The organism is Paraglaciecola polaris LMG 21857 (assembly GCF_000315055.1).
GTDB classification, from domain to species: Bacteria; Pseudomonadota; Gammaproteobacteria; order Enterobacterales; family Alteromonadaceae; genus Paraglaciecola; species Paraglaciecola polaris.
Genome location: NZ_BAER01000006.1, coordinates 38,215 through 61,489 on the forward strand (window position 1 = coordinate 38,215; position 23,275 = coordinate 61,489).

The 23,275-nt window shown below is 43.2% G+C and carries 21 protein-coding genes; 10 read left to right on the top strand and 11 right to left on the bottom strand.

What is annotated here, in order from left to right; translation table 11 throughout:
• Positions 1 to 10: 10 nt before the first annotated feature.
• Positions 11 to 1,042 carry a porin family protein gene (locus GPLA_RS00510; RefSeq protein WP_007102833.1) on the top strand — a complete coding sequence of 344 codons (1,032 nt, stop codon included), beginning with the start codon at positions 11 to 13 and terminating at the stop codon, positions 1,040 to 1,042.
• Positions 1,043 to 1,153: 111 nt separating this feature from the next.
• Positions 1,154 to 1,561 carry a hypothetical protein gene (locus GPLA_RS00515; protein WP_007102834.1) on the top strand — a complete coding sequence of 136 codons (408 nt, stop codon included), beginning with the start codon at positions 1,154 to 1,156 and terminating at the stop codon, positions 1,559 to 1,561.
• Positions 1,562 to 1,616: 55 nt separating this feature from the next.
• On the opposite strand, the gene sodC is transcribed toward GPLA_RS00515, so the two are convergent.
• Positions 1,617 to 2,162 (bottom strand): superoxide dismutase family protein, encoded by a 546-nt coding sequence (sodC, locus tag GPLA_RS00520; protein WP_007102835.1) that lies wholly within the window; start codon positions 2,160 to 2,162, stop codon positions 1,617 to 1,619.
• Between the two features lie 317 nt (positions 2,163 to 2,479).
• Positions 2,480 to 3,427, bottom strand: a complete 948-nt coding sequence (locus tag GPLA_RS00525; protein WP_040513584.1) for an alpha/beta fold hydrolase — start codon at positions 3,425 to 3,427, stop codon at positions 2,480 to 2,482.
• A 676-nt stretch (positions 3,428 to 4,103) separates the two neighbouring features.
• Here GPLA_RS00525 and GPLA_RS00530 point away from each other — a divergent pair.
• Positions 4,104 to 6,401, top strand: coding sequence for a nitric-oxide reductase large subunit (locus GPLA_RS00530; protein ID WP_007102838.1), 2,298 nt, complete (start codon positions 4,104 to 4,106; stop codon positions 6,399 to 6,401).
• Between the two features lie 151 nt (positions 6,402 to 6,552).
• On the opposite strand, the gene GPLA_RS00535 is transcribed toward GPLA_RS00530, so the two are convergent.
• Positions 6,553 to 6,981 (bottom strand): Spy/CpxP family protein refolding chaperone, encoded by a 429-nt coding sequence (locus GPLA_RS00535; protein WP_007102839.1) that lies wholly within the window; start codon positions 6,979 to 6,981, stop codon positions 6,553 to 6,555.
• A 169-nt stretch (positions 6,982 to 7,150) separates the two neighbouring features.
• On the opposite strand from GPLA_RS00535, the gene GPLA_RS00540 reads away from it, so the two are divergent.
• Complete coding sequence (locus tag GPLA_RS00540; RefSeq protein ID WP_007102840.1) at positions 7,151 to 7,870, top strand: response regulator transcription factor; 720 nt, start codon at positions 7,151 to 7,153, stop codon at positions 7,868 to 7,870.
• A gap of 29 nt (positions 7,871 to 7,899) precedes the next feature.
• Positions 7,900 to 9,222, top strand: a complete 1,323-nt coding sequence (locus GPLA_RS00545) for a sensor histidine kinase (RefSeq protein WP_007102841.1) — start codon at positions 7,900 to 7,902, stop codon at positions 9,220 to 9,222.
• Positions 9,223 to 9,362: 140 nt separating this feature from the next.
• Here the strand turns inward: GPLA_RS00545 and GPLA_RS00550 are convergent, their stop codons facing one another.
• The 4 genes from GPLA_RS00550 to GPLA_RS00565 all read right to left on the bottom strand — a co-directional run bounded on the left by GPLA_RS00550 (position 9,363) and on the right by GPLA_RS00565 (position 13,325).
• Positions 9,363 to 10,619, bottom strand: a complete 1,257-nt coding sequence (locus tag GPLA_RS00550; RefSeq protein WP_040513579.1) for an NAD(P)/FAD-dependent oxidoreductase — start codon at positions 10,617 to 10,619, stop codon at positions 9,363 to 9,365.
• Positions 10,620 to 10,674: 55 nt separating this feature from the next.
• Complete coding sequence (locus GPLA_RS00555) at positions 10,675 to 10,983, bottom strand: 2Fe-2S iron-sulfur cluster-binding protein (RefSeq protein ID WP_007102843.1); 309 nt, start codon at positions 10,981 to 10,983, stop codon at positions 10,675 to 10,677.
• A gap of 92 nt (positions 10,984 to 11,075) precedes the next feature.
• Entirely contained in the window at positions 11,076 to 12,233 is a 1,158-nt protein-coding gene (locus GPLA_RS00560; protein WP_007102844.1) for a cytochrome P450, read from the bottom strand.
• Positions 12,234 to 12,449: 216 nt separating this feature from the next.
• Complete coding sequence (locus tag GPLA_RS00565) at positions 12,450 to 13,325, bottom strand: AraC family transcriptional regulator (protein WP_007102845.1); 876 nt, start codon at positions 13,323 to 13,325, stop codon at positions 12,450 to 12,452.
• A 153-nt stretch (positions 13,326 to 13,478) separates the two neighbouring features.
• Here GPLA_RS00565 and GPLA_RS00570 point away from each other — a divergent pair, with 153 nt between their 5' ends.
• Positions 13,479 to 14,597 carry a Zn-dependent alcohol dehydrogenase gene (locus tag GPLA_RS00570; protein WP_007102846.1) on the top strand — a complete coding sequence of 373 codons (1,119 nt, stop codon included), beginning with the start codon at positions 13,479 to 13,481 and terminating at the stop codon, positions 14,595 to 14,597.
• A 14-nt stretch (positions 14,598 to 14,611) separates the two neighbouring features.
• Complete coding sequence (locus GPLA_RS00575) at positions 14,612 to 15,430, top strand: alpha/beta hydrolase (protein ID WP_007102847.1); 819 nt, start codon at positions 14,612 to 14,614, stop codon at positions 15,428 to 15,430.
• A gap of 104 nt (positions 15,431 to 15,534) precedes the next feature.
• On the opposite strand, the gene lepB is transcribed toward GPLA_RS00575, so the two are convergent.
• The gene (lepB, locus tag GPLA_RS00580) at positions 15,535 to 16,185 is read right to left on the bottom strand and encodes a signal peptidase I (protein ID WP_007102848.1); all 651 of its coding nucleotides are present in this window, start codon (positions 16,183 to 16,185) and stop codon (positions 15,535 to 15,537) included.
• 177 nt (positions 16,186 to 16,362) lie between these two features.
• Positions 16,363 to 16,668 carry a hypothetical protein gene (locus GPLA_RS00585; protein ID WP_040513581.1) on the bottom strand — a complete coding sequence of 102 codons (306 nt, stop codon included), beginning with the start codon at positions 16,666 to 16,668 and terminating at the stop codon, positions 16,363 to 16,365.
• A gap of 203 nt (positions 16,669 to 16,871) precedes the next feature.
• Here GPLA_RS00585 and GPLA_RS00590 point away from each other — a divergent pair, with 203 nt between their 5' ends.
• Both GPLA_RS00590 and GPLA_RS00595 read left to right on the top strand, forming a co-directional pair.
• Entirely contained in the window at positions 16,872 to 19,001 is a 2,130-nt protein-coding gene (locus tag GPLA_RS00590; RefSeq protein WP_007102849.1) for a tetratricopeptide repeat-containing diguanylate cyclase, read from the top strand.
• A gap of 156 nt (positions 19,002 to 19,157) precedes the next feature.
• Positions 19,158 to 20,279 (top strand): zinc-binding dehydrogenase, encoded by a 1,122-nt coding sequence (locus GPLA_RS00595; RefSeq protein ID WP_007102850.1) that lies wholly within the window; start codon positions 19,158 to 19,160, stop codon positions 20,277 to 20,279.
• 276 nt (positions 20,280 to 20,555) lie between these two features.
• Here GPLA_RS00595 and GPLA_RS00600 read toward each other — a convergent pair whose 3' ends face one another.
• Positions 20,556 to 21,209, bottom strand: coding sequence for an oxygen-insensitive NAD(P)H-dependent nitroreductase NfsB (locus GPLA_RS00600; protein WP_007102852.1), 654 nt, complete (start codon positions 21,207 to 21,209; stop codon positions 20,556 to 20,558).
• A 159-nt stretch (positions 21,210 to 21,368) separates the two neighbouring features.
• Here GPLA_RS00600 and GPLA_RS00605 point away from each other — a divergent pair, with 159 nt between their 5' ends.
• Positions 21,369 to 22,301, top strand: coding sequence for a LysR family transcriptional regulator (locus GPLA_RS00605; protein ID WP_007102853.1), 933 nt, complete (start codon positions 21,369 to 21,371; stop codon positions 22,299 to 22,301).
• A 56-nt stretch (positions 22,302 to 22,357) separates the two neighbouring features.
• On the opposite strand, the gene GPLA_RS00610 is transcribed toward GPLA_RS00605, so the two are convergent.
• Entirely contained in the window at positions 22,358 to 23,182 is an 825-nt protein-coding gene (locus GPLA_RS00610; protein WP_007102854.1) for a winged helix-turn-helix domain-containing protein, read from the bottom strand.
• Positions 23,183 to 23,275: the final 93 nt, after the last annotated feature.

The following is a 23,275-nucleotide window of genomic DNA, read 5'->3' on the forward strand; positions in this document are numbered from 1 at the left end:
TAGGACACACATGAAAAAATCTATGCTCGCGTTAGCCATGCTATCTCCACTGGTTGCTAGCCAATCAGCTCAAGCTGAAGTCACCGCTTATGGCCGAGTGCTATATAACATTATTAAAGACGATACTTCTGATGACCTGTATTTTGGTCGCCATGAATTTGCCGAGTCGACTATTGGGGTAAAAGGGTCCGTTAAATACAAAGAACTGACTTTTGGTGCCCAAGTTGAAATCGGTTTAGATGAGGGGGTATCTAACATCCTACAAGACGGCACTAACTCACGTAACCGTATTCAAGAGTTATGGGTTCAAGGAGCGTTCGGTAAAGTTAAACTGGGTACGGGCGCCAGTATCACATGGATCGTATCTGATGTTGACCAATCAGGCACTTGGTGGTCTGACCCACTTGGTATGAGCCAACGTTTTGGTTCGACCCGCCGCGGTCCAGCTGGCGAAAGTCAAACACCATTTGTTCAGGCCCAGTCAATCTTTAGTGAACGCATTGTCTATGAGTCACCGACTTTTCTTGAAGGCGCTAAGTTTTATGCCCAATATGGGGAAGACAGCAGTTATGAGTTAGCGGTGAAATACTCAGCCAATGGTTGGCGCGTTAACGCATGGTCTGTGGATTATGGTGATGCAGACAACGACGAAGATCCACAAGCAGATATCGACGGAAATGGCACAGCAGGCTTCTTCGGTGCAGAAAGTGGCTACGGTATTTTAGCCGGTTATCTACATGACTCCGGTGTGAATTTCACTGCAACTTATGGCGTAGCAGATCAGTTAGACGGCAGTGACCGTGACTTTCTTAACTGGAAGCTAGGTTACACCCAAGGCAAACATGCCGTCAGCTATAGTATGGGTAATTACGGTTCTGAAGATGCGTCTGGCATATCAGGAGCAGATCATACCCGTAGTACTGTCGCTTATCACTTCACCCCCGTGGGCGGCGTAAGCTTGTGGGTGCAAGCAACCAAAGGCGACACCGACGATCAAGAAAGTTTCAACGCGTTAGCGCTTGGTGGTATGGTTCGTTTTTAACCACACGCTAGGTTAGCGTAAATACTCATCTAAAATGCCTGATGCCATAAATATATCCGTTCTTGGCATCTAACTTTTTCATTCTGCCTACAACCGAGATAAAGGTTTATTATGTTTTTATTTAACGCCACAACTCGTATCGTTGTCCTAGCTGGTTTGGTTAGCCTCAGTATAACAAGCCATGTAATCGCCCAAGAAGAACTCGATGGTCCAGGGGTCTTTTCTGGTGAGAAAGGCGAGTTTTCATTGAGTAAAATTTTTGCAGAAAAAACCACTGACGATGTGAAACCTGCAGCTAAAAATTATCAGGCCATTGGCGCGACGGTCCAAAATAACCATTCGGAAACATACAAAACCGTATCAAGTTTGAGCAATAGCCAAGCAGTTTTACCAAAAAGTGATGAATTTGAAATGTTCAAGTCATGGAGAGCGGCTAAAGAGCAAAACACTGACGACTATCAAGAATTCAAGTTATGGCTTGAATATCAAGATTATAAGCATAAAAAAGCGACTCATTAGTCGCTTTAATATATTAGGATGACGGTAAACCACAGCCATTAAATAACTTACTTAATCATTTTGAAATAACGCCGCATGCGATCCGTTCGCCGCCACCACCTAAAGGTTTAGGTGAATCTGAATAGTTGTCACCATTGGCGTGGATCATGATTGCGCGCCCTTCAATGTCATCAAGTTCAAGTTCAGGGGCAAAAACCGCCTGCTTCGCTTTACCGTTCTCATCGACAAACAAGGTGGGTAAATCCCCTTCGTGACCTTTTTCTGACCATGGAACAGAGTGTTTACCGGTATTCTCGGGATTAAAATGCCCTCCTGCAGCTGCGCCTAACACATTCTTACCGTCTTTCATGGCGGGCGAACAATCGCCATTTTGATGAATATGAAAGCCGTGAATGCCCGGTGTTAACCCGCTTAGGTTTGGTGTGAACACTACACCATCATCATCGTAATCACTGACAATAATACTGCCAATACTTTCGCCACTTTGCAGGTCGTTCATAATGACAGTTTTGCCGCTGTCACTCATATCGCTAGCGAAACTTGCCGTGCTTAATGCCAACGTCATAGAACCGATTAATGCTGATAGTAACTGTTTATTCATAATATCCTCCGCGTCGAAATAATGTTTGTATCCTGAACTCAGGCTCATCGAAAGTATTCGGTTAACCTGACAAAGCATAAAACACACCAGCATGAAATATGTAACCGCCCTCCCCTTCAGGCCTTATGAATCCTGTCATCTTCGTCACTAATCAAAATAATACCAAGTGTCTATTGTTTTTAACCTGCAGTGCTTTCATACCCTACTGTGAATATTTTACCGATAACGAACAGACGGTTAACTCATCAAACGGCTGGCAATGTGAATCTCAATTTTTGCTGCGCCCTGTACTCGTTAAATTCGCTTGATTGGTTGGCTCATTGCTCGAGTGGCATGTTATTTTTTGCACGCAACTTATGCATAAAATTAGTAATGTGCTTCGCTATTTCAACGGGTTTTTCTTCTACCGCAAAATGACCAGCATCTAATAAATGCAATTCTGCATTAGGCACATCTCTCAGATAGGCTTTTGCGCCATCCGCGATAAAAGCCGGATCGTTTTGACCCCACACAATTAATGTCGGTGGTTGGTAACGACGTAGGTATGCTTGCCACAACGGATAATCTAGCAAGTTGTTATAATAATCTTGCAATAACTGAACCTGAATCAATCTATCTTTATCGCTGTGTAAAAAGTGTAGATCGTGGCTCCTGCTATCCGGATTCATCGTTTCTGGCGCGCTTTGCACGTCGCGTAAATACTGTTTATTGACGATGGCTTGTTGCCCAGTAAACCCATAAAGCTTATCTAATTGCAGCGTAGAGTTGTCTTCCTTGGCCGTTTTAAAAAAGGCTTGTCTAGATGGCGTTAACCCATCTAAATAAGCATTTCCATTTTGAATTATTAAGGCCTCGAGTTCCTGTGAGTTGTTCAGAAGCATTCTAAATCCTACCGGGGCGCCAAAGTCCTGCATATAAAGAGTGTAACGCTGCACATTAAGTGTCTCTAATAACCCAGCAACATAGGTTGCTAACAGGTTGAAGCTGTATTTTTGGGTGCTTGGATCTGGGCGGTCGCTATAACCAGAACCGAGGTAATCAGGGGCTATGATGTGGTAACGACCCGATAATAAGGGGATCAATTCTCTGTAAGAATGCGATGATGAAGGATAACCATGAAGTAAAACTATGGTTTGTTTGGGATGCTGCCCTGCTTCTCGATAAAAAATACGTTTGCCCTCGACTGTGGCAAATTTATAATATGTTTTCGATGGCAAAACGGCTTCCGGTGCGGTGGCGTTAGCGGTAAACGACAATAAAGTCATGAATAGCAACACCATTGAAAACATCCCCAAATTCAAATAGCCCTTTAATGGATGGAATACCCAGTTAGGTTTTGATACCGATCGGTTATTTGTAAAGTTGTGCACGGGTAACATCATTAGTACCGCCATTTCATTTTTATGACCTGATTGAGATCTTGTCTGTCATATTGACACATTACCAGACCCCTAATTTAGCGATTAACGTTCACAGAAAATCGCTAGGACAGTTATAAATTAAAGATGACGAGGCAGCCTCAAATGCCAATGCTCGACATGACAGGCCCAACATTTGGCCGCAAACCTGATGTCGATCAATATTGTGTGCGTTAGTAGTTCTTAAAGCTGAGTTTTCAAGGTTACCTACTCGACCTCCATTGATAAATCCATCACTGTACAGAGGTGGCGTATGAGAGAGTTTTAGTGCTGTAGATGGCTGAACTGTATTTATCTCTGAGTTAGCTAGAAAGCGTGTGCATGAGGCAAGTAGCGTAAACCTGAGCATCCCCTTTAAAATTCACTCAAAGAAATACAAAAAACTATTTCCGTGCATTTAAATATCGATAAATATTTATTACGGCAAGCAGCTTTACGCTGTTGTTACTTTATTATATTTCGGTGATCCGCCTATGGATCTGGTTCGCCAGCGGTGAATTTCAACATAGACAGTGGGTGTAAAATGAGTACCTATCAAAAAACGTTCAGTATTAAAAAGCTTTGGATCATTCTTGCGGTAGGAATGATGGTGATGTTCGGTATTTTACTCTTGCTTGGCCAACAAATATATCAACAGGCACCGCCTATTCCTGCGCTGGTCAAATCTACCGCTGGCGAAACGCTATATACCCGAAATGATATTGAAACAGGGCAAAACGTTTGGCAGTCCATTGGTGGTATGGAACAGGGTTCCATATGGGGGCATGGCAGTTATCTCGCCCCAGATTGGAGCGCTGACTGGTTACACCGGGAAGCATTAACATTACTTGAAATCAATACACAGCGGTCTCGTTCAGGCCTTTCCCTTGAGCAAGAAACGGCAATGCAAAAAGCCATGTTACCCGCACTGATGCGAAAAAACACTTACGATCCTGCAACTGAGACCATAACGGTCAGTAACAATCGTGCAGCCGCCATCAAACAAGTTGAAGGGCACTATTTAAGGCTTTATCAAGGTAGTGATGAAGCGTCATTGGCGTTAAGACGGGATTACGCGTTTTCAGTTCATGGTCTGCTAAACGCCCAAGAGGCCAAACAACTTGCGGCCTTTTATTTTTGGACGGCTTGGGGAGCAACCACCAACCGACCCAACGATAACATAACGTATACGAGCAACTGGCCCCATGAACCTCTAGTAAATAATAAACCAACGACTAGCACGTTGATGTGGAGTATCGCGTCCATTATCTTGTTGCTCGGTGCTGCAGGAGCACTCGTAACCTATTATGTGAAACAATTTGACGACTGGCGTGACGATATTTTACCTGAGCAAGGTATGGCCACTAGCGATCTATTGGCCAATGCCACTGTTACTCCCTCCATGCGCGCCACGGCTAAATATTTCTGGGTAGTATGCGGGATGTTTGTCAGTCAAGTGCTACTGGGTATAGTCACTGCCCACTATGCAGTGGAAGGACAAGGATTGTACGGGTTGCCGTTCGCTGAATATTTACCTTATACCGTCACCCGCACTTGGCATACCCAGCTCGCCGTACTATGGATTGCCACGGCGTGGCTCGCTGCCGGGCTTTATGTGGCTCCTATGCTTGCGGGACGCGACCCAAAATTTCAGCGTTTTGGGGTTAACTTTTTGTTCATTAGTCTGGTGATTATCGTTATTGGTTCTTTTGTCGGACAGTGGGCCGCAGTACATCGTTTCTTCACTAGTTTGACCGCCAACTTCTGGTTCGGCCACCAAGGTTATGAATATGTTGATCTGGGTCGTTTTTGGCAAATATACCTGACAATTGGCTTACTGCTGTGGGTCGTACTAGTGGTGCGTGCACTGTGGCCGGTGCTGCAGCAAAAAGGCGATAAATCACTTATTTATCTTGTGTTAATTTCCGCACTTGCGATTGGCTTACTCTATGGTGCTGGCCTAATGTGGGGTCAACACACCCATATTTCGGTAATGGAATATTGGCGTTGGTGGGTGGTTCATCTGTGGGTGGAAGGTATTTTTGAAGTCTTTGCCACGGCCATCATATCTTTATTGTTTGTACGCATGGGCATATTGCGCACGTCAACGGCAACAGTAATGGTGCTGTTTGCCACTATTATTTTCTTGTTTGGCGGCGTATTGGGCACCTTTCATCATCTCTATTTTAGCGGCACACCAACGTCTGTTATCGCAGTGGGTGCGATGATTTCAGCCCTTGAGGTGGTGCCGTTATTAGTGGTGGGATTTGAAGCGTATAATCGTTATAAAGTTGAACGAGTAGAAAAATGGCAGTTAGCTTATCACTGGCCATTTATGTTTTTCAGCGCTGTGCTGTTGTGGAATTTTGTCGGAGCGGGTCTGTTTGGGTTCATGATTAACCCACCGATAGCCTTGTATTATATGCAAGGGCTCAATACCACCGCAAACCACGGCCACGCAGCCTTGTTTGGTGTATATGGCATGCTCGGCCTAGGATTAACCCTATACTGCATGCGCGGCTTAACCGACATAACGCGCTGGGATCAGAAAATGCTTAAGCGCGCATTTTGGGCGCTTAATATCGGATTGGGCATGATGACGTTTTTATCCTTGTTGCCCCAAGGTGTAATTCAAACTTATACCAGTATTGAACTAGGCTACTCTTTTGCACGCTCTGCTGAGTTCATGCACAGCCCGATAATGGAAGCCTTAGTATGGGCAAGAGTACCCGGTGATATAGTATTCAGCATCGGAGTGTTTTATTTTGCCTGCTTTATGGTAAAGGCCTTCGCTGGAAACACGAAGGAAAAACAGAGTAATTATATTCATGTTAATAAATAATAAAACCCCGGCACAGGGTCATCAACATAGGGAATGCATCCCTAGTGCCCCGTAAACGCATATAAAAAAGCCACACGTCATTAAATTGATGTGTGGCTTGCTAAATTGACTTCCACTGGTTTGCAGTGTCTCTGTTTACGCCATAAGGCAACTAAGCTTTATTGTGACGTTTAGCACGTTTTTCGGCCATGGCATTAAACTTTTCAAGTTGTTCAGGCGTCAAAATTTGACTGATCTTTAATCGCATATCCGCAGCATTTAAAAACTGCTCTTTAGCACGCTGAGCACGTAAGTCAGCCAGTTCATTAAGCGCTTGCTCGTAGTTTGCATCGCTTGAGTCAAGCTGAGCAAGTTGAGCCCTTATTGAGGTAGCGTTATCTTTTTCAGGTCGATTGGCTTTCATTTCGGCTTTTAACGCTTTAATTTGCGCTGCTTGCTCATCACTAAGATCAAGTACCTTAACCATCTTATGTACAGGGAAGAAGCTTTGGCCTTTGTGGCCGCCTGAATGTTGGCCGCCAGCAAATGCGCTACCCGCAATACATGCACTTAATAAAACACCGGTAATTAATTTTCTCATCGTAATATTCCTGCTTGGTTTGTGTCATTAATACCAATGACGTGAATAATTTGGTTCGTGTAATCAACGCAGCTAAGTATGCACAAAGGGTTCGATAAGTAGGGTTAAGCTAGTGTAAAGTTCAGTAAAGTTAATCTATCCCAAAATCAAAGCGGTTAAGCTGTGTCACATGGAAAATGATAAATACAAAGTATTGCTCGTAGACGACGACATAACACTGTGCGATCTACTGAGCGAATTTTTACAAGAAGACGGGTTCGCAGTGGAAACACTCAATAGCGGCGATGCTGCTATCTTACGCCTGATGGAAACCGATGAATTTGATACCGTTGTGCTGGATATCATGATGCCAGGTATGTCAGGACTGGACGTCTTGCGCACGGTACGGGCTAAACGACACGTTCCAATTTTAATGCTGACCGGCCGCGGAGACGACATCGACCGTATAGTGGGCCTAGAAATGGGCGCTGACGACTATCTAGCTAAACCCTGTAATCCTCGAGAGTTAGGCGCACGTATTCGCGCGATTATTCGCCGAACACAACAAGGTAACAGTTCCAATATAGTCCATGCGCAATTACACGGTATCGTGCTCGACAGCGGAACGCGCACGGCGTTGGTGAATAATATTGCACTTCCCTTAACAGGAGCCGAATTTAACGCATTGAGCTTATTGATGGAGCGTGCTGGGCAAACTATTAGTAAACAAGATATGACTCAAGAAGTATTGAATCGCCCACTCGAAGCCTATGACAGAGCGATGGATGTGCATGTGAGCCGTATTCGGCAAAAACTGGCTGCTGTCAGTATACAAGATGTCATTAAGTCGGTGCGTGGCGTTGGCTACCAGATGCTCACCGAGCCACAATTACAGCAAGAAAAAGGTTAGCTGCAGTGGCAATATCAGAGTTTTGTAGAATGCTAAAACACACCTTTGGTGTTAAACGTTTATTTTGGCGTATCTTCATCGCTTTCTGGTTGGCAAGCTTACTGGTGATGATTGCTACTGGCTTTGTATTGGTGAATAAATTCTCGTCCGATGAATATAACAAACGCTTCTTCAATGACGTAGTTAGCCAAGCAGAACGAATTGTTTGGCGTTATGAACAAGATTTAGCCACTTCGGGTGGGGCAAAAGTAAAATTAAAAGACTGGGTCAACAATAAGCATAATCGAGATGGGCACCTCATCCCCATGTTGATTAAAAATGACAACGGCAAGACCGTTTATCATTACCGATTAAACAAGATTAAGCTTAAAGATCGTACCGAACAACATGTTACGGGTCCATCGAATCGCGAATACCAAGTACATATCCGCAAGCCCAAAGCGCCGCGGATTTACAAACAGGTTTTATATCGCTTTCAGTCGTTGCAATTTGGTTTTATTTTTATCGCATCAGCACTGGTCAGTGCCCTATTAAGCTGGAGCATAATTTTACCTCTTAATTATTTAGGGGCCTTTAGTCGACGCTATGCCAATCAACAAGAGGTTGCTATCTTACCCAGAAAATTAATTGCGCGAGGCGATGAGCTCGGAGATTTGGCCCTAGATATCGATTTTATGATCAACAAGACCCATGCAGCCGCGAGTGCTCAGCAACAGCTATTGCATGACGTATCTCACGAACTGCGGGCGCCTTTAGCGCGATTGCAAGCATCCGCCGCATTGATTGAACAAAAAAGCCCAGACAGTCGTCACGTCAAGCAAATTCACAACGACTGCCTGCGTATCGATCAACTCATACAGCAAATTCTCGATTATTCAAAACTCGAACAGGGAAGCCCAACCGTAGAAAACTGCGATCTGAATGCGTTATGTCAACACGTCGTCGATAACATGGCGGTCAACTACCCGGGTATTCCGGTTCATTTTACCGCTCGCGGTAAAATCGAACTTGCAGGTTATCCAGAGGCCTTATTACAGGCGTTAGACAACATAATAGGAAACGCTTGTAAGTATTCTGCGAATGGCGAATTAGTCGAAGTCAGTACCTTAGCTCGAGAGCTGAGCGTGGTTGTTACTGTGCGTGATCACGGTCCGGGCGTGGATGACGAAGAAATGTCAAAACTGTCACAACCATTCTACCGAGCAGGAAATCAAATGCACACCAACGGTTTTGGACTCGGTTTGAGCATAGCAGTGAAGGCGATTAATAAACACAATGGCGAGCTTCGTATGAGTAGCCCAGACGACGGTGGCCTATGTGTTGAAATCATCTTACCTCGCACACTGCCATAATCCGTATTACCCAGGTAAAGACAATTAAGGTGCGGTTAGTTTTAGCATATAACGCAATGACGATGCCGCACCCTACAGATGGTTTAGTTCTAGATACAACTAACTAAAACAAAGCATGTATCACCTTTTAAACCCAATATTTAATTTGGTACTTTAAGCACTGCAGCATTCAGAACGACTGTGTTATCACCTAGCTTATTTTTATCAATCTCGGCGCTATTATTTATATATTTCGTTCCTAACACATAGGCTTTTGCATGATTAACCGCATCAACGGCTAACAACTCGCTTCCTTTAAAATACCACACCGAAAAGCTGTCAGGTTTATCCGTTTCTGTGCGCAGAATGACGTTATCGTAGCCTTGAGACAAACCGACCATTTGCAATTTAACTGCATATTGATCAGACCAAAACCATGGCACGGGATTACTCTTAGGGGGCTTGCCACAAATGACTGCCGCCGCTACTTTTGCTTGATCAAGGGCATTTTGTACCGACTCAAGTCGTAACCAACGTTGATAATGTGTATTGAATTGAGCGCAGCAATCACCAATAGCAAAGATGTTTTTATCACTTGTTTGATTGCATTCGTTTACGACAATTCCGTTGTCAATAGTCAATTCGGCCTTCACTGCCAACGCAGTATTGACTCGAACGCCAACCCCGACAATGATAATATCAGCTTGGTATTGACTGCCGTCACAACACACAACTGTGTTGACATGATCACGCGTGCGTATTTTACTGACATTTTGATCGTTATATATCGCCACACCATTATTTTGGTGCAAAGCATAAAAATAATCAGACATGTAAGGCGCAGTAACCCTAGCGAGCAAACGTGATTCACGTTCAAGTACGGTAACGTTTGCACCGCATTTGCGAAGCGATGCTGCGGTTTCAAGTCCAACGTACCCGCCGCCAATGACCACGATCCGTTTATGTTCACTGGCTTTAAACGCACTCGCGATTGCTTGCGTATCATCTGCATTACGAATAGTAAATAAGTTGTGTGCGTCTTTGATCCCCGTGATAGGAGGAATGATAGGACTTGCACCGGTCGCTAAGACTAAATCTGTATAGGTGTGTAACGTACCGTCGCTCAAAGTCACATTTTTATTTTCGCGGTTTACGTCCACGACTTTGACGCCCAAAGTTAACGTTATTTGAGCGTTTGCATAACCTTGTAATGGTTTAAGCAACTGCCCAACTGGCTCATCAGACACCAAGTGCGTTTTAGACAGTGGCGGGCGGTGATACGGTACATTATGGTCCGAATCGATTAGCTTAATGCTTCCAGCATACCCCTCTTTTCTTAGGGAAAATGCTAGGTTAACGCCACTATGACTGGCGCCAACAATAATGCATGTGTCTTGAGTGTTGTTCTTGCTCGTCATTGCGTTTTAACCTCTTATCTAAACAATTTCTCGCCCTGTTACAGGGCAATTAATGTTAACCAGCAACAGTGAGTACCAAACCGTCTAATTGCTCTGTAATATCAATTTGACAACATAATCGGCTGTATTCGTTTGCATCATCGTCCAGCTCCAACATATCTTTTTCAATTTCGCTGGCTTCACTAACAAGATCGAACTGCTCCTTCGTCACATGTACGTGACAAGTGGCACAAGAGCATACTCCACCGCAATCTCCGTCAATACCGGCCACGTTATTTTCAACCGCTAAAGCCATTACTGAGCCTGACTCACCCTCTACTATTACGGGAATATTGTCTTGGGTAATAAATGTAATTTTTGCCATTGTTTGGTCCTTTAAGTTACTGATGTATAAAGATTATAACGACCTAATGATTATTTACGATGAGCACCCGCTTCGAGGATACTCGTCGTTTCTTAGTGAGGGTTAAATTTAGCGTTAAGTTGGTGAAAACCAACCTTGCGTTCAAATTCACCTAAACTTTCAACGTTTTCTTCAAAATCGATGATCTCAATTGAGGACACCTTCTCTATTAATGTTTCGATCAATACACGCATGATTTGCCTAGCATGAGTCGCACCTAAGCAATTATGATGACTAAAGCCAAAGCTCACATGGGGGTTTAACTTTCTATCCAGAATGACCTCTTCAGGCGATTCAAATACGCTCTCATCTCGATTTGCAGATGCCCAACAAAGCGACACTCTTGAGTCGGCTTTAATCGCATGTTCACATACCTGTGTATCGTCAGTAACCACCCGTCCCATTTGGGTTAACGGTGCAAAATAACGAAGCAGTTCTTCGATGGCACGGCCAATAATTTCGGGCTCATTTCGCAATCTTACCAATGACTCAGGGTGTTCTGCGAAATAACTGATGGTGTTGGTAACGGCGTTAATAACTGTATCCCGCCCGCCAGCGAAGGTTAAAATAATGATCCCCTTTATCTCTTCATGAGTTAATTTTTTACCTTCCACTTCGGCGCTAAGTAAAACCGAATACAAATTGCCCTCAGGATCGGGGGTAGATGCTTTGATTTGCTCATCGATGTAGTCATATAACAATGCCGCTTTATCGCCATCCAAAGGATCATCTTCACTACGAAATACATGTGTTCCCCAACCTATCCAAGTGTCGGCCTCACTGGCATGTGTGTTCAGCAGCAGGGTAAGGGCTCGAGACTGCAAACAAAGGGAAAAATCTTCTACCACGTCGATTTTTCCGGCCTCTAAAACATCATCAACTAATGCGCGTACCTGCTGGGTTAACTTTTCTTGGTAGGCACTCTCCAGCGGGCGTTTAAACCAAGGCTCAAGCAATGACCGAAATGAACCATGCAAAGGAGGGTCGACTTCAAAAGGAATTTGCCGAGTATGACGAATATTAACTTCAGAAGGGATAACAATGCGCCCTGGAGTAGCGCCAGAGTGAAACGTTTTCCAGTTATGCGCTGTTTTGCGCACATCTTTTAGGCGTAATATCATGGTCACAGGATCATTTTGCTCGTCCATGTGAGCACATCCGTGAGCAACACGAGCCTTTTTAAACGGATCAGGAGATAGGTATTTTTTCATAGTGGGCCTCAAGCCTGTCAGTGTATTCATAACAACTGTTTAACATCTTGAGGGTATATTAAGAGTCCAAGGAAAAGATAAATACCGAGATACTAACTAAAAGTATCAAATTTCCACCGTATTATGCTCATATCCTTTTAATAATCACCATTTATAGCAAATAAATAGCATATCGATATTAGCACACTACTGCAGCTGAGGAAGGTAGAGGTAAGATTACAATGATTCTGTCGTCAGCATTCTGCGATTAATATCACTGCGATATTGATACGGTGTTAATCCGTAATATTTTTTGAAGTGAGCGATGAAGTGAGATGGGCTTGAAAATTCCATATCATAGCTGATTTGCGTGACGGAATGCTTACTTTGGCTAAGCATTCGAGCACCGTGATATAGCTTGTGTTGAATAATGTAATTGGCGTAGGTATGACGAAAAACAGTTTTGAATAAACGTGAAAAATGGGAAGCCGATAAATGACATTTTTCTGCCGCTTCGCCCACGGTCAAATTGACATATTCGTCGTGTTTAAATAGATGTATTACGGGTAATAAGCGGGCGAATCCTTGGGAATTTTTGAGCATATGCTCACTGTTCTGTTCAACACTTTGCGCTTGGTCCGCAATCCATAACAACAATAACGATAACAAAGCCAAACTCTTTTCACTGCGCGGCTGCTGGTTAAAACAGTCCAATAACCATTTCGTTTGTTGCTGAACAATATGTGTGTTTTCACTATCCATACGTAAATGCATACCTCGATTAAACAACGGCTTAATCGACTGAAATTGTGCAAGTTCGAGGATTTTAGGCGTGAACTGGATCAAGTACCAAGACTTAGCTCTGGGGCTTATTTCATAGTTATGCACTTCCAAAGCTGGGGTAAGTACTATGTCATTGTTTTCAAGAGCGGAGTCCCCTTGACTAGAAAAATAACTACCTTGTATGTCTTCAAAAATAATCAACTCATGGACTTCATGAAAATGCATTAAACATGAATAAGGCTCAGCATCTTGGTAACTCACTTTTTGAATATCAAACAAATACTCTTTGGCAATACACAAAGGTTCACAATATACATTTTGCTGTTTCATTAGCGCCTCATTGTCAACAATAAGCAATAGTCAATGCGAGCAAGTTTACCCCTATTTCTGATACTTTGTCACCAGAATGTGACATAAATATCGTCTGCTTTATGCTCTAATTTTGATACTTTAATTGAATTGTTTGCGTTAAGAGAGCCAATTATGAAACACATTGAGCGTCAATCAAAAGCGATTGTGTCTAATGGTAAAGGCCATTATGAACTGGTTACTTTGCAGGTAGCCCCTCCAGGCAAGGGTGAAGTGAGAGTTAAAATACTGGCTTCTGGTTTGTGTCATACAGATTGGGATTCCATACAAAACTGGAATAAAACATTTGTTGTGGGTCACGAAGGTGCGGGGATCGTGGATGCTATCGGCGATGATGTTGCTGGATTGAGTGTCGGTGACAAAGTAATACTTAATTGGTGTATTCCATGTGGACACTGTTTTGCATGTCAGCAAGGCAATGTGCATATCTGTGAAAATAACTCCCCCGTTTGCGGTAATGGCTTATGTGGCCATGCCAATGACTTCGCCACAACCCTATCTGGAAAAGCCGTAGAGCGTTCATTTCATTTAGGGACATTAAGTGAATACACAGTTGTGAAAGCGGCAGCAATCGTTAAATTTACCCATGAAATCCCCTTCTCTTCTGCCTCGATTGTGGGTTGTGGGGTAATGACGGGATACGGTTCAGTGGTAAATGCAGCCCAAGTAAAGGCAGGTAGTACAGTGTGTGTCATTGGCTGTGGCGGCGTTGGATTGAATGTTATTCAAGCTGCGCGTATATCTGGAGCCCGTAAAATTATTGCTATTGATATTAATCAAGACCGTCTTGACCAAGCCAAAGCATTCGGGGCAACCCACGGGCTGATATCCATCAACAATGATGTGGATTTTGCGCAAATGCGAGCCTTGGTAAATGGCGAAACACAAGGGCGCGGTGCCGACTACGCATTTGAATGCACCGCCATTCCCGCTTTAGGCTCAGCGCCATTAGCGCTTATCCGCAATGCAGGGGTCGCGGTGCAAGTCAGTGGTATTGAACAACGTGTAGACTTTAATTGTGAATTGTTCGAATGGGACAAAACATACATTAATCCTCTGTATGGGAAGTGTAATCCCCAAGCCGACTTCCCTATCTTATTGGATTTATACAACAGCGGCCAGCTAAAGCTTGACGAGCTGGTGAGTAAAACCTATTCCCTTGAAAATGTGGCAAATGGCTTTAATGATATGCTTAACGGTCGCGTTGCAAAAGCAGTCGTTGTTTTTGAATAACAAGGAAGCACCTTATGAGCATTGAACGTTTAGAAATATCGGCGCGGGAACATACGCCGTTAAATACGCAATTTATCACTATCCATTCCAGTCATTTAGACGGACGCGGTGATGTCAGCATATACAACGCCGATTCAACACAGCACGACATTCCCGTCATATTATTTTTACACGGTGTGTACGGTAACCATTGGGTTTGGATGAATTTAGGCGGGATCCACACAGTATACGATACGCTTCGAGCCCAAGGCCTTAAGGAGTTTCTATTGGTTATGCCATCTGATGGCGGCTTTAAAGATGGTTCTGCCTACTTGCCCCTTGGTGAAAAAGGCAATTACGAAAGATGGATCATGGATGACGTTATTCAGGCCATTAAGCATGTTCAAATGCCCAACGTGACAGCTAAAAGTCGTTGGTATATTAGCGGATTATCTATGGGGGGCTACGGAGCGTTGCGCTTAGGGGCAAAATACGCTGCCTGTTTCAGTGGTATTTCGGCGCATTCATCTATCACTAAAATTGCTGATATGGCGCAGTTTGTTGATACGCCTTTGTCCTACTACGATTGTTCATTTGCCAAAGAGGCAGATCTTTTATATTGGTTCAACAAAAATGCAGACATACTGCCAGCGCTGCGTTTTGATTGCGGTATTGATGATCCGTTACTTGGGGCAAACCAATGGTTACATCTTCAGCTAAACACTGCCGGTATCGCCCATGAATACCATGAGTATTCGGGGGCACATGAATGGTCATATTGGCATAACAACGTGGCCCAAAGCCTTCAGTGGTTTTCGAGCATTGAACAGAAAAATTTATCCGTAAAACCCTAATATTTGACCAGAGTCACCAGCAACATGCGCCAGGCCTACTTGCATTGGGTAACACTCAAATATTACACACCTTCCATGACGACTTACTACGTTTACTACGTTTACTACAATGTATGCAAAAACCGTTTAGAACGCGGCAGATAATAATTGTCGTAATTAAGGGAAATAACAACTTGCTTGGCGCGGCCAATGATTTCGGTCCGCGGCACCAAACCAATCACTCTAGAGTCAGCACTGTTGTCGCGATTGTCCCCCATAGCTAAATAGTAATCCGTAGGTATATTCATCGAGGGAAAGCTAGATAAAGCGGAACCGGCATTGGCTACGCGAATACTATGTTGCACGCCCAACAAGTTTTCGGTTTTGTCACTAAAGCGCTCATTGATTCGCTCATTACCATACGCTAAACGTTGATCATTGATGTAGAGCACGTTATCGATCATCGCGATAGTATCTCCAGGTACGCCCACTACGCGCTTAACCAACCTCTTATCGGATACTTTAGAGTCAAAAATAATTATATCGCCACGAAGGGGATCGGCCAGCTTGTAAAGGGAGTGATGAATAAAAGGGGTATTAACGTCATACGCCAATTTATTCACTAAGATTCGGTCACCCTCAACAATAGTGGGCTGCATTGAACTCGTGGGAACTTCATTCCAATCAGCGACGGCACTGCGAAATACGCACATCAGCAGAATGAATAAAATAAATGATTTATTTTCTGAGTACAGATCCGCCATTTTAACTTTCATACTATTTCCCCTTTCTAACAAGCAATATAACGATATGTCCCATAACATTTTGCAATGCATAATAGGTCAATTTAACCCTTCTATAGCAACCTAGACGATACTTAATATGCTGTAATTATTGTCGGTACGGCCATTTAAGTTCGGGCTTTTATGTTACTAGGCGTAACATAAATTGCTTTATAGCTTTGTTATCATAACCAGGTCGCCGATAAAATAAACTAAGCCGTCTGTGCTAGGTTGTGGGCAGAGCTGCGCTTTGCGATCCGTATATTGTGCACTAAGCTCGGGACTGAGATAAATACAAACGCTGCAGTGAAGACGACTTTGCGTTTCGTATCGAAGAAATGCAGCCATGTTAGTTGGCGCTGCATGTTTAAGATATATCGCGTTTAGTTCTTGCCTAAGTGAATCCACGGTGTCTGTAATGAGCATTGGATCACCTAATTCAATTCTTTTCCAGGGCGGCAACACAAAATTATTCATCTATTTTCCTTTCAATGGGCATGCGTCACCTAAGCGTAATTTCATACCCTCTAGAGCATTAGCGTTCTACTAGTCGTGTTAAAACTTGATTAATTGTTCTATTAAAACAGTTTGTTATCACTACCGATGGGGAATAACTCGTGTAATACTCTCTTAGTCAGTAACATCATTTTAGCAATTGATTACCAAGGATGCCGCCGACTGTGAGCATACGAATAGCGAAAAGTACCTTATTAGTAATATGTACATTAGGTCTACAAGCTAGCGTCTTAGGGCAGAAAGCAGAATATTCACTTCAATCCAATAGCCAATTACTCAAAGCAAAAATCGTACTTGCTCGCAAACACGGTGAAATGGCCGAAGCTGAAGCACTCACAACTGAATTAGCACAACTAGTGCTTGATGAGAGTGGTTCGCTAACACTAGCTGATGTGTATTTTCAAAAAGCACGTAATGCGATGGAGCGTAACCTCTATCCAGTTGCACAACTGCAACTCACCCAAGCCATTTCGCTTTATCAAGTACAAGATAACCAACTTGGTTTGGCAAATGCGTACCGGCAACTGGGGCTGACCTATCGTTATCAGGCTAATTATTCTCAAGCCTTAGAATACATTTACCTCGCCATGCAAATAAATCAGCAAGAGGCTCAAACAAAAGCCATTGCCTCAACCTATAACAGTTTAGGCTTAGTATTAGAAAAAATGGGCCTGTTTCAGGGGGCCGCGCAAGCTCATCAAAGTTCTTTAGAACTGAACTACCAATTGGACGATAAAGACGGCATCGCGAGTGATCTATACAACCTTGGGGATATTCATCGGGTAATGGGCGATCATCAGCTCGCACTGAGCTACTTTCACGATGCGTTAAAAATAGATATTGAGTCCGATGACAAGAAGTACATCGCCTACAGTAACAACAAAATCGGTTATCAACAGATCGAACTAGGCAACTTTAAAAAAGCGAGAGAGCATCTAAACACCTCCCTGACTTTATTCAAGCTGATTGAAACTCCAAGAGACACAGACTGGGCGCTCACATCAATGGCGACCCTTGAAATGCGTGAAGGTCACTTCGTTAAAGCGAGGCAAATACTCGATGGCGTGATACAACGTGCAATTGAAAATCAATATGAGAGTTTATTAGTCGACGCCTATCGCATATCTGCTGAACTTGCATATATAAAAGGTGAAACAGACCTGGCGATAGCGCATATAGATGCGGGGATTATTAAAGCAAAAATAAATAATGAAGCTCACGATGAGTCCCTATTTGAAGCGCTTAGGGTAAAAGTGTATCTAAAACAAGATGAGCTTCAACACGCCTTTGATGCATTGCTTGCCCAGAAAAAGCTCGACGATGAATTACTCAATACAACACGTATTAAAACTATCGCTACTGTTCAATCACAAACCGAGTTTGTACGCCGAGCACAACAAATAAAATTGCTTGAGAAAGAGAAGGCTCTGAATCAAGCTAGGTTAAAGCAAGCCCAGTTGAATAGAAATGTTTGGTTAGCTTCCATGGTCATTGGCGTCATCATGTTAGCGCTCATTTATGGCCGCTTCTCGCAACGTCGACTGAATAAACGTCTACGAGAAGAAGTCACGTTGCGCACCCAGGAATTGAATTATAAAAACGTTGAGCTACAAGCCGCCTACCAAGAAATGGAGGCCATTAGCTTAACCGACAAATTAACAGGAATACATAACCGACGCTTCTTAGAAAACCATATTGAGTCAGATATAGAGAAAAGTCAGCGGGTTTACAATGATTGGCGAGATGGCAAAGCACCTAAACCCCAGCAATCAGATGTTGTTATTTTCATGATTGACGTGGATCACTTTAAGCGTGTGAATGATGAATATGGTCACAGTGCAGGCGATGAAGTGCTCAAACAGCTCACACGACGTTTGGCTTTAGTGTTTAGACAATCTGATTATTTAGTGCGCTGGGGAGGTGAAGAATTCGTTGGAGTTGCACGTTTTATAGACCGAGCTGACGCACCTCTACTAGCTCAGCGCTTACTCAAAGAAGTGAGCTCAACCCCCTTTACGATATCCGAAGGTGTCACCACGTTTCATACCTGCTCAATCGGTTATGTCTGTTATCCCCCCCGACTTGAACACGATCAATCAAAGGACTGGCAAACATTAATCGCGTTAGCCGATTGCTGTCTTTATCACGCAAAAAATAACGGGCGTAACGCTTGGGTGGGAATTGAAAGTATCAATGAAACCACCTTCAATTTAGTTGAGTTATGCAATAAACACTTCGGATCAGGTTCCGCAACGGACAAAATAACCGTTAGGTCATCCCTTCTTCAATCTTAATCTATCAATATATAACAGTGATGATCATGTAACATTTCTATTGACTCGCACGGGCTCCCTGCCCATGTTAATTTTTTGGCATATTAATAAAAACCATCTTCGCTGGGCGATAGGACAACATCGTGTTCGAAGAGCAACCTGACAGGACAATATTATATGAACAAATCAAAACAGCTGTTTACTCACATATCATCTGATGGTGAATTACAAATTAATTTACGTGAAATCGATGTCCCAAAACCGAAAGCCCACGAAATTGTTGTAAAAATGGAAGCGTCACCGATTAACCCATCAGATATGTGGCCAATGTTTGGTCCAGCAGATCTGTCAAAAGCCACATTAAGCGACGATAAATCGACCTTAAGCGCTCCGGTCCATAAAGGTATGTTACCGCGTATCAAGTCTCGCTTAGACCAAACATTACCAATCGGCAATGAAGGTGCGGGTGTTGTCGTCGCAGCGGGTGAAAGCGAACAAGCACAAGCCCTCATAGGCAAAACAGTGGCTGTGCTTACGGGAGCCTGCTATAGCCAATTTTGCTGCGTTCCGGTACAAGCTTGTATCGTGCACCATGACGATACAACATCTCATGCTGCGGCCTCTTCATTTGTTAATCCATTGACCGCTTTAGGTATGGTAGAAACTATGCGTATGGAAGGCCACACCGCTCTGGTCCATACTGCTGCAGCATCCAGTCTTGGCATCATGCTAAATAAGATATGTATCGCAGAAGACGTGCAACTAGTAAACATTGTGCGTAAACAAGAACAAGTGGATTTACTGACAAAATTAGGTGCAAAGTACGTTGTTAATTCTTCAAGCGACAGCTTCAAAAAAGATTTGTATAAAGCCATTGAAGCAACAGGAGCGACGTTAGCATTTGACGCCATTGGCGGCGGCGAGATAGCCAGTGATATTTTAACCGCGATGGAAGCCGTGGGTAGTAAAGACGCTACAGGCTTCAATACTTATGGTTCACTGGATAATAAACAAGTCTATGTTTACGGTGGACTTGATTTCTCCCCGACTGTGCTTAATCGAGCATTTGGTATGACTTGGAGTATCAGTGGCTGGTTGTTAATGCGCTTCTTAGGTAAATTAGATGCACCTAAAGTCGCCGCTTTGCATAAGCGTGTTGCCGATGAAATAAATACTACTTTTGCCATTGATTCTACCGAAGTACTGACCTTCGAGCAGGTTTTGACACCTGAAATCGCAATTAAATACAACGCCAAGTCGACTGGCGGAAAATATATTCTGAATCCAAATAAAGGCTAGGATTCAACGCTGAACCTATTGTCAGGGCCAACAATGTTGGCCCTTTTTTATGTGACTGGCTACTCCCAAAGGTCGATATTCAAAATGGGATTTTGAAGCTATAACGTTTTAAAATTAAACTCACCGTTTATTTCATCAACGACTGCTGCTTTGATAATTATGGTTTCGGTAGCGCTAAAATCAGCTAGTTTCAAAGGAAGCAGAACAAAATGTATAAAGTAATTCATGCCTTAAAATACAACAAGTACGCATAGGGCTTGTTACTACATTGACGATTTAGGCCAGCTCAATAATTTCACTTTCTGATAAACGAGATTTTGGTAGTGAGGCATTAAAATCGGTCTCCTTACGGTACCCTAATGCCACAATGGCCAACGCAGTAAAACCTTTTTCCCGTAATCCAAATTCTTCGTCAATTGCTTTGGCATCGATCCCTTCCATAGGTACTGCGTCAATTCCCATTGCAGCAACGCCTAGTAATAAGGCGCCCATGTTTAAGTAGACTTGTTTCTCCATCCAGTGCTGAAAATCTTTCACATCATAATGATGAATGTTGGCAAATACTTTTCGGCCCATGTGTTGGCCATCTCTAAATTGTTGCTCCGCAAACCGCCCATCCTTGTCTTCTTTGTCCAAAATGTGAGTCAAGAAGGTTTCGTCAGCACTCGTTCTGGCACAGACGACAATCACATGAGAGGCATCTAGCACCTTCGCCTGGTTAAAAATATAAAAACCTTGGGTTCCTTTGCTAATGCGCTGTTTGCCTTGGGCATTATCACTGATAACGAAGTGCCATGGCTGCAAGTTAACACTTGATGGGCTATACCGAAGCAGCGCCTTTACCTGCTCGAAATCCGCAGATGATATTTTTTTAGTCGAATCAAATTCTTTTACGGAATAACGTGTTTTTACTACTTCTATGAGGTTCATCTGATAATCCTTTGTGTTTGAGGTTCACGGTGATTGAATTCAACTGCTAACGACCGTATTACGATTTGTTGAGCACATCTTATTTCAGTTGATAACATTGAAAAACCACGGTTATCATGAAACACTTTCAAAAATATATTGAAAGTAATCTAATCACATATGAAAAATTTACAAGATCTACGGATATTTTGTGAAACAGCTCAACAGGGCAGTTTATCCGCATGTGCGCGGAAAATGGACTTGTCTCCTGCAGTGGTCAGTGCTTCGTTAAAGCGTCTTGAAGCAGAATTGGGGATTTTACTTTTTATTCGCTCAACCCGAAGTATACGGTTAACACAAAAAGGGGAACAATTTTTGCGCCATTGCAAAGAAGCATTGGCAATTATGGCCGAAGCGACCACCGCAATGCACACTGAAGATGCAGAGTTAAGCGGTATTATTCAATTGTCTGCCCCATCAGACTTGGGACGCAATATACTGCTACCCTGGCTGGATGATTTCATGCAGATTCACCCCAAATTAGAAGTTCGCTTGCAATTATCTGACAGCCAAGCAGACCTTTATAGTCAACCTGTGGATCTCGCGTTACGCTATGGAAAACCCAAAGACTCAGCGCTGATCGCCATTCCCATTGCCCCTGGTAACGTGCCCGTGTTGTGTGCGTCTCCAGATTATGTTCAACAAAACGGTGCGCCCACAACACTGCAAGAGTTGACTCAACATAACTGCCTATGCCATGGGCACAATGATACTTTGCATACACGTTGGGCATTTTACAAAGGTGACAAGAGCGTTACCATTGATGTTCGCGGTAATCGTCAATGTAAAGATGGTGACATCACGCGCAAGTGGGCTGTGGCCGGTAAAGGCATAGCCCGGAAGTCACGTTTAGATATCGCACATGATCTAATAACAGGTCGATTAATCGAACTTTCTGTAGACGGCTGGCAGGGTGAGTGCTTTCCGTTAAACTTAGTTTGCGCAGAAAGGCGTCTTCTTAGCCCAACGGTCAACGCATTTAAAAATCATCTAAACGAACGTGTGAATATGTTATTGCAACAGTTTGGACCGAGGAAAATACACAATCTATAACGCGTTTATTCCCACTCGCGCCGGGTACATACTTAATATTTGTAATCTGCCAGTTGTTACACTCCTTGTTTACTGGTGTTGAGACGGTAACCCACCCCTTTTACAGTCATTACCCATAGGGGGTTATCTGGATCGTCTTCAACTTTTTTACGTAGTAAATGCATATACTGATATAAATCTGATTTATTAGCCCTACGGGTATTTGGCCACAATTTCTCAATGATTCTATCGGTGCAGCATACTTGATCATGCATTTCGGCCAACAAGATGAATAATTTAAATTCTTTTGCCGTTAATGCTAAATCCCGCCCGTTGCAAAAAACGGTGCGGCTGTTTCCGTCTATATCAAAAGGCCCTAACTTAAAATTTTTCTGTACGTTCGCCACATTATGATTCAATGAAAACAAATGATTATTTGACGCTTGATTCGTTAACGCAGGTAATCCGCGTCTATCCATTGCGCTTCTGCGTTCTTTATTTCGCCTCTCACTGTACGCATTACCTTCATCCGCAATGAGTTGAGTTAAGTATCGATCTAACTGACTGATGAGGTCTGCGTCATTGAAATAGTTTACCCAAGGCAAACTTTGCGGGAAATCAGGATCATATTGGTTATAAATGGCACAAATTGGAATGCCGTGTTGCCTGTTTATTTCGCGTAAAACGTCTAAATGTGGTGCCATGGCCAACGAGGTTTGAGAACGAAAGTCGATTAATACCACTTGGCAAACTCGATTGACACTATTTATGGATAACGGGTTTGCCAATGGCAATGAACGAAAAGAAAAGTTGTTGGCAACACAAAAACCGGTTAACAAACCGACTAAAAAGTTATCATTGGATATCACCAACATACCCTGCTGAGATTGAGCGCACGTCATAATTTAATCCTTTACTTGTCATAATCAGACGGACTCCACACCAAAACTGCAAATATTAGGTCTTTAAAAAAACAGAATCCTTTTGTTAGGCCC

What these genes read in the sequence shown, in the direction of transcription:
- GPLA_RS00510 (WP_007102833.1), top strand. Translation starts at nt 11, where the DNA reads ATGAAAAAATCTATGCTCGCGTTAGCCATGCTATCTCCACTGGTTGCT.
- GPLA_RS00515 (WP_007102834.1), top strand. Translation starts at nt 1,154, where the DNA reads ATGTTTTTATTTAACGCCACAACTCGTATCGTTGTCCTAGCTGGTTTG.
- sodC (WP_007102835.1), bottom strand. Translation starts at nt 2,162, where the DNA reads ATGAATAAACAGTTACTATCAGCATTAATCGGTTCTATGACGTTGGCA.
- GPLA_RS00525 (WP_040513584.1), bottom strand. Translation starts at nt 3,427, where the DNA reads ATGACTTTATTGTCGTTTACCGCTAACGCCACCGCACCGGAAGCCGTT.
- GPLA_RS00530 (WP_007102838.1), top strand. Translation starts at nt 4,104, where the DNA reads ATGAGTACCTATCAAAAAACGTTCAGTATTAAAAAGCTTTGGATCATT.
- GPLA_RS00535 (WP_007102839.1), bottom strand. Translation starts at nt 6,981, where the DNA reads ATGAGAAAATTAATTACCGGTGTTTTATTAAGTGCATGTATTGCGGGT.
- GPLA_RS00540 (WP_007102840.1), top strand. Translation starts at nt 7,151, where the DNA reads ATGGAAAATGATAAATACAAAGTATTGCTCGTAGACGACGACATAACA.
- GPLA_RS00545 (WP_007102841.1), top strand. Translation starts at nt 7,900, where the DNA reads ATGCTAAAACACACCTTTGGTGTTAAACGTTTATTTTGGCGTATCTTC.
- GPLA_RS00550 (WP_040513579.1), bottom strand. Translation starts at nt 10,619, where the DNA reads ATGACGAGCAAGAACAACACTCAAGACACATGCATTATTGTTGGCGCC.
- GPLA_RS00555 (WP_007102843.1), bottom strand. Translation starts at nt 10,983, where the DNA reads ATGGCAAAAATTACATTTATTACCCAAGACAATATTCCCGTAATAGTA.
- GPLA_RS00560 (WP_007102844.1), bottom strand. Translation starts at nt 12,233, where the DNA reads ATGAAAAAATACCTATCTCCTGATCCGTTTAAAAAGGCTCGTGTTGCT.
- GPLA_RS00565 (WP_007102845.1), bottom strand. Translation starts at nt 13,325, where the DNA reads ATGAAACAGCAAAATGTATATTGTGAACCTTTGTGTATTGCCAAAGAG.
- GPLA_RS00570 (WP_007102846.1), top strand. Translation starts at nt 13,479, where the DNA reads ATGAAACACATTGAGCGTCAATCAAAAGCGATTGTGTCTAATGGTAAA.
- GPLA_RS00575 (WP_007102847.1), top strand. Translation starts at nt 14,612, where the DNA reads ATGAGCATTGAACGTTTAGAAATATCGGCGCGGGAACATACGCCGTTA.
- lepB (WP_007102848.1), bottom strand. Translation starts at nt 16,185, where the DNA reads ATGAAAGTTAAAATGGCGGATCTGTACTCAGAAAATAAATCATTTATT.
- GPLA_RS00585 (WP_040513581.1), bottom strand. Translation starts at nt 16,668, where the DNA reads ATGAATAATTTTGTGTTGCCGCCCTGGAAAAGAATTGAATTAGGTGAT.
- GPLA_RS00595 (WP_007102850.1), top strand. Translation starts at nt 19,158, where the DNA reads ATGAACAAATCAAAACAGCTGTTTACTCACATATCATCTGATGGTGAA.
- GPLA_RS00600 (WP_007102852.1), bottom strand. Translation starts at nt 21,209, where the DNA reads ATGAACCTCATAGAAGTAGTAAAAACACGTTATTCCGTAAAAGAATTT.
- GPLA_RS00605 (WP_007102853.1), top strand. Translation starts at nt 21,369, where the DNA reads ATGAAAAATTTACAAGATCTACGGATATTTTGTGAAACAGCTCAACAG.
- GPLA_RS00610 (WP_007102854.1), bottom strand. Translation starts at nt 23,182, where the DNA reads ATGACGTGCGCTCAATCTCAGCAGGGTATGTTGGTGATATCCAATGAT.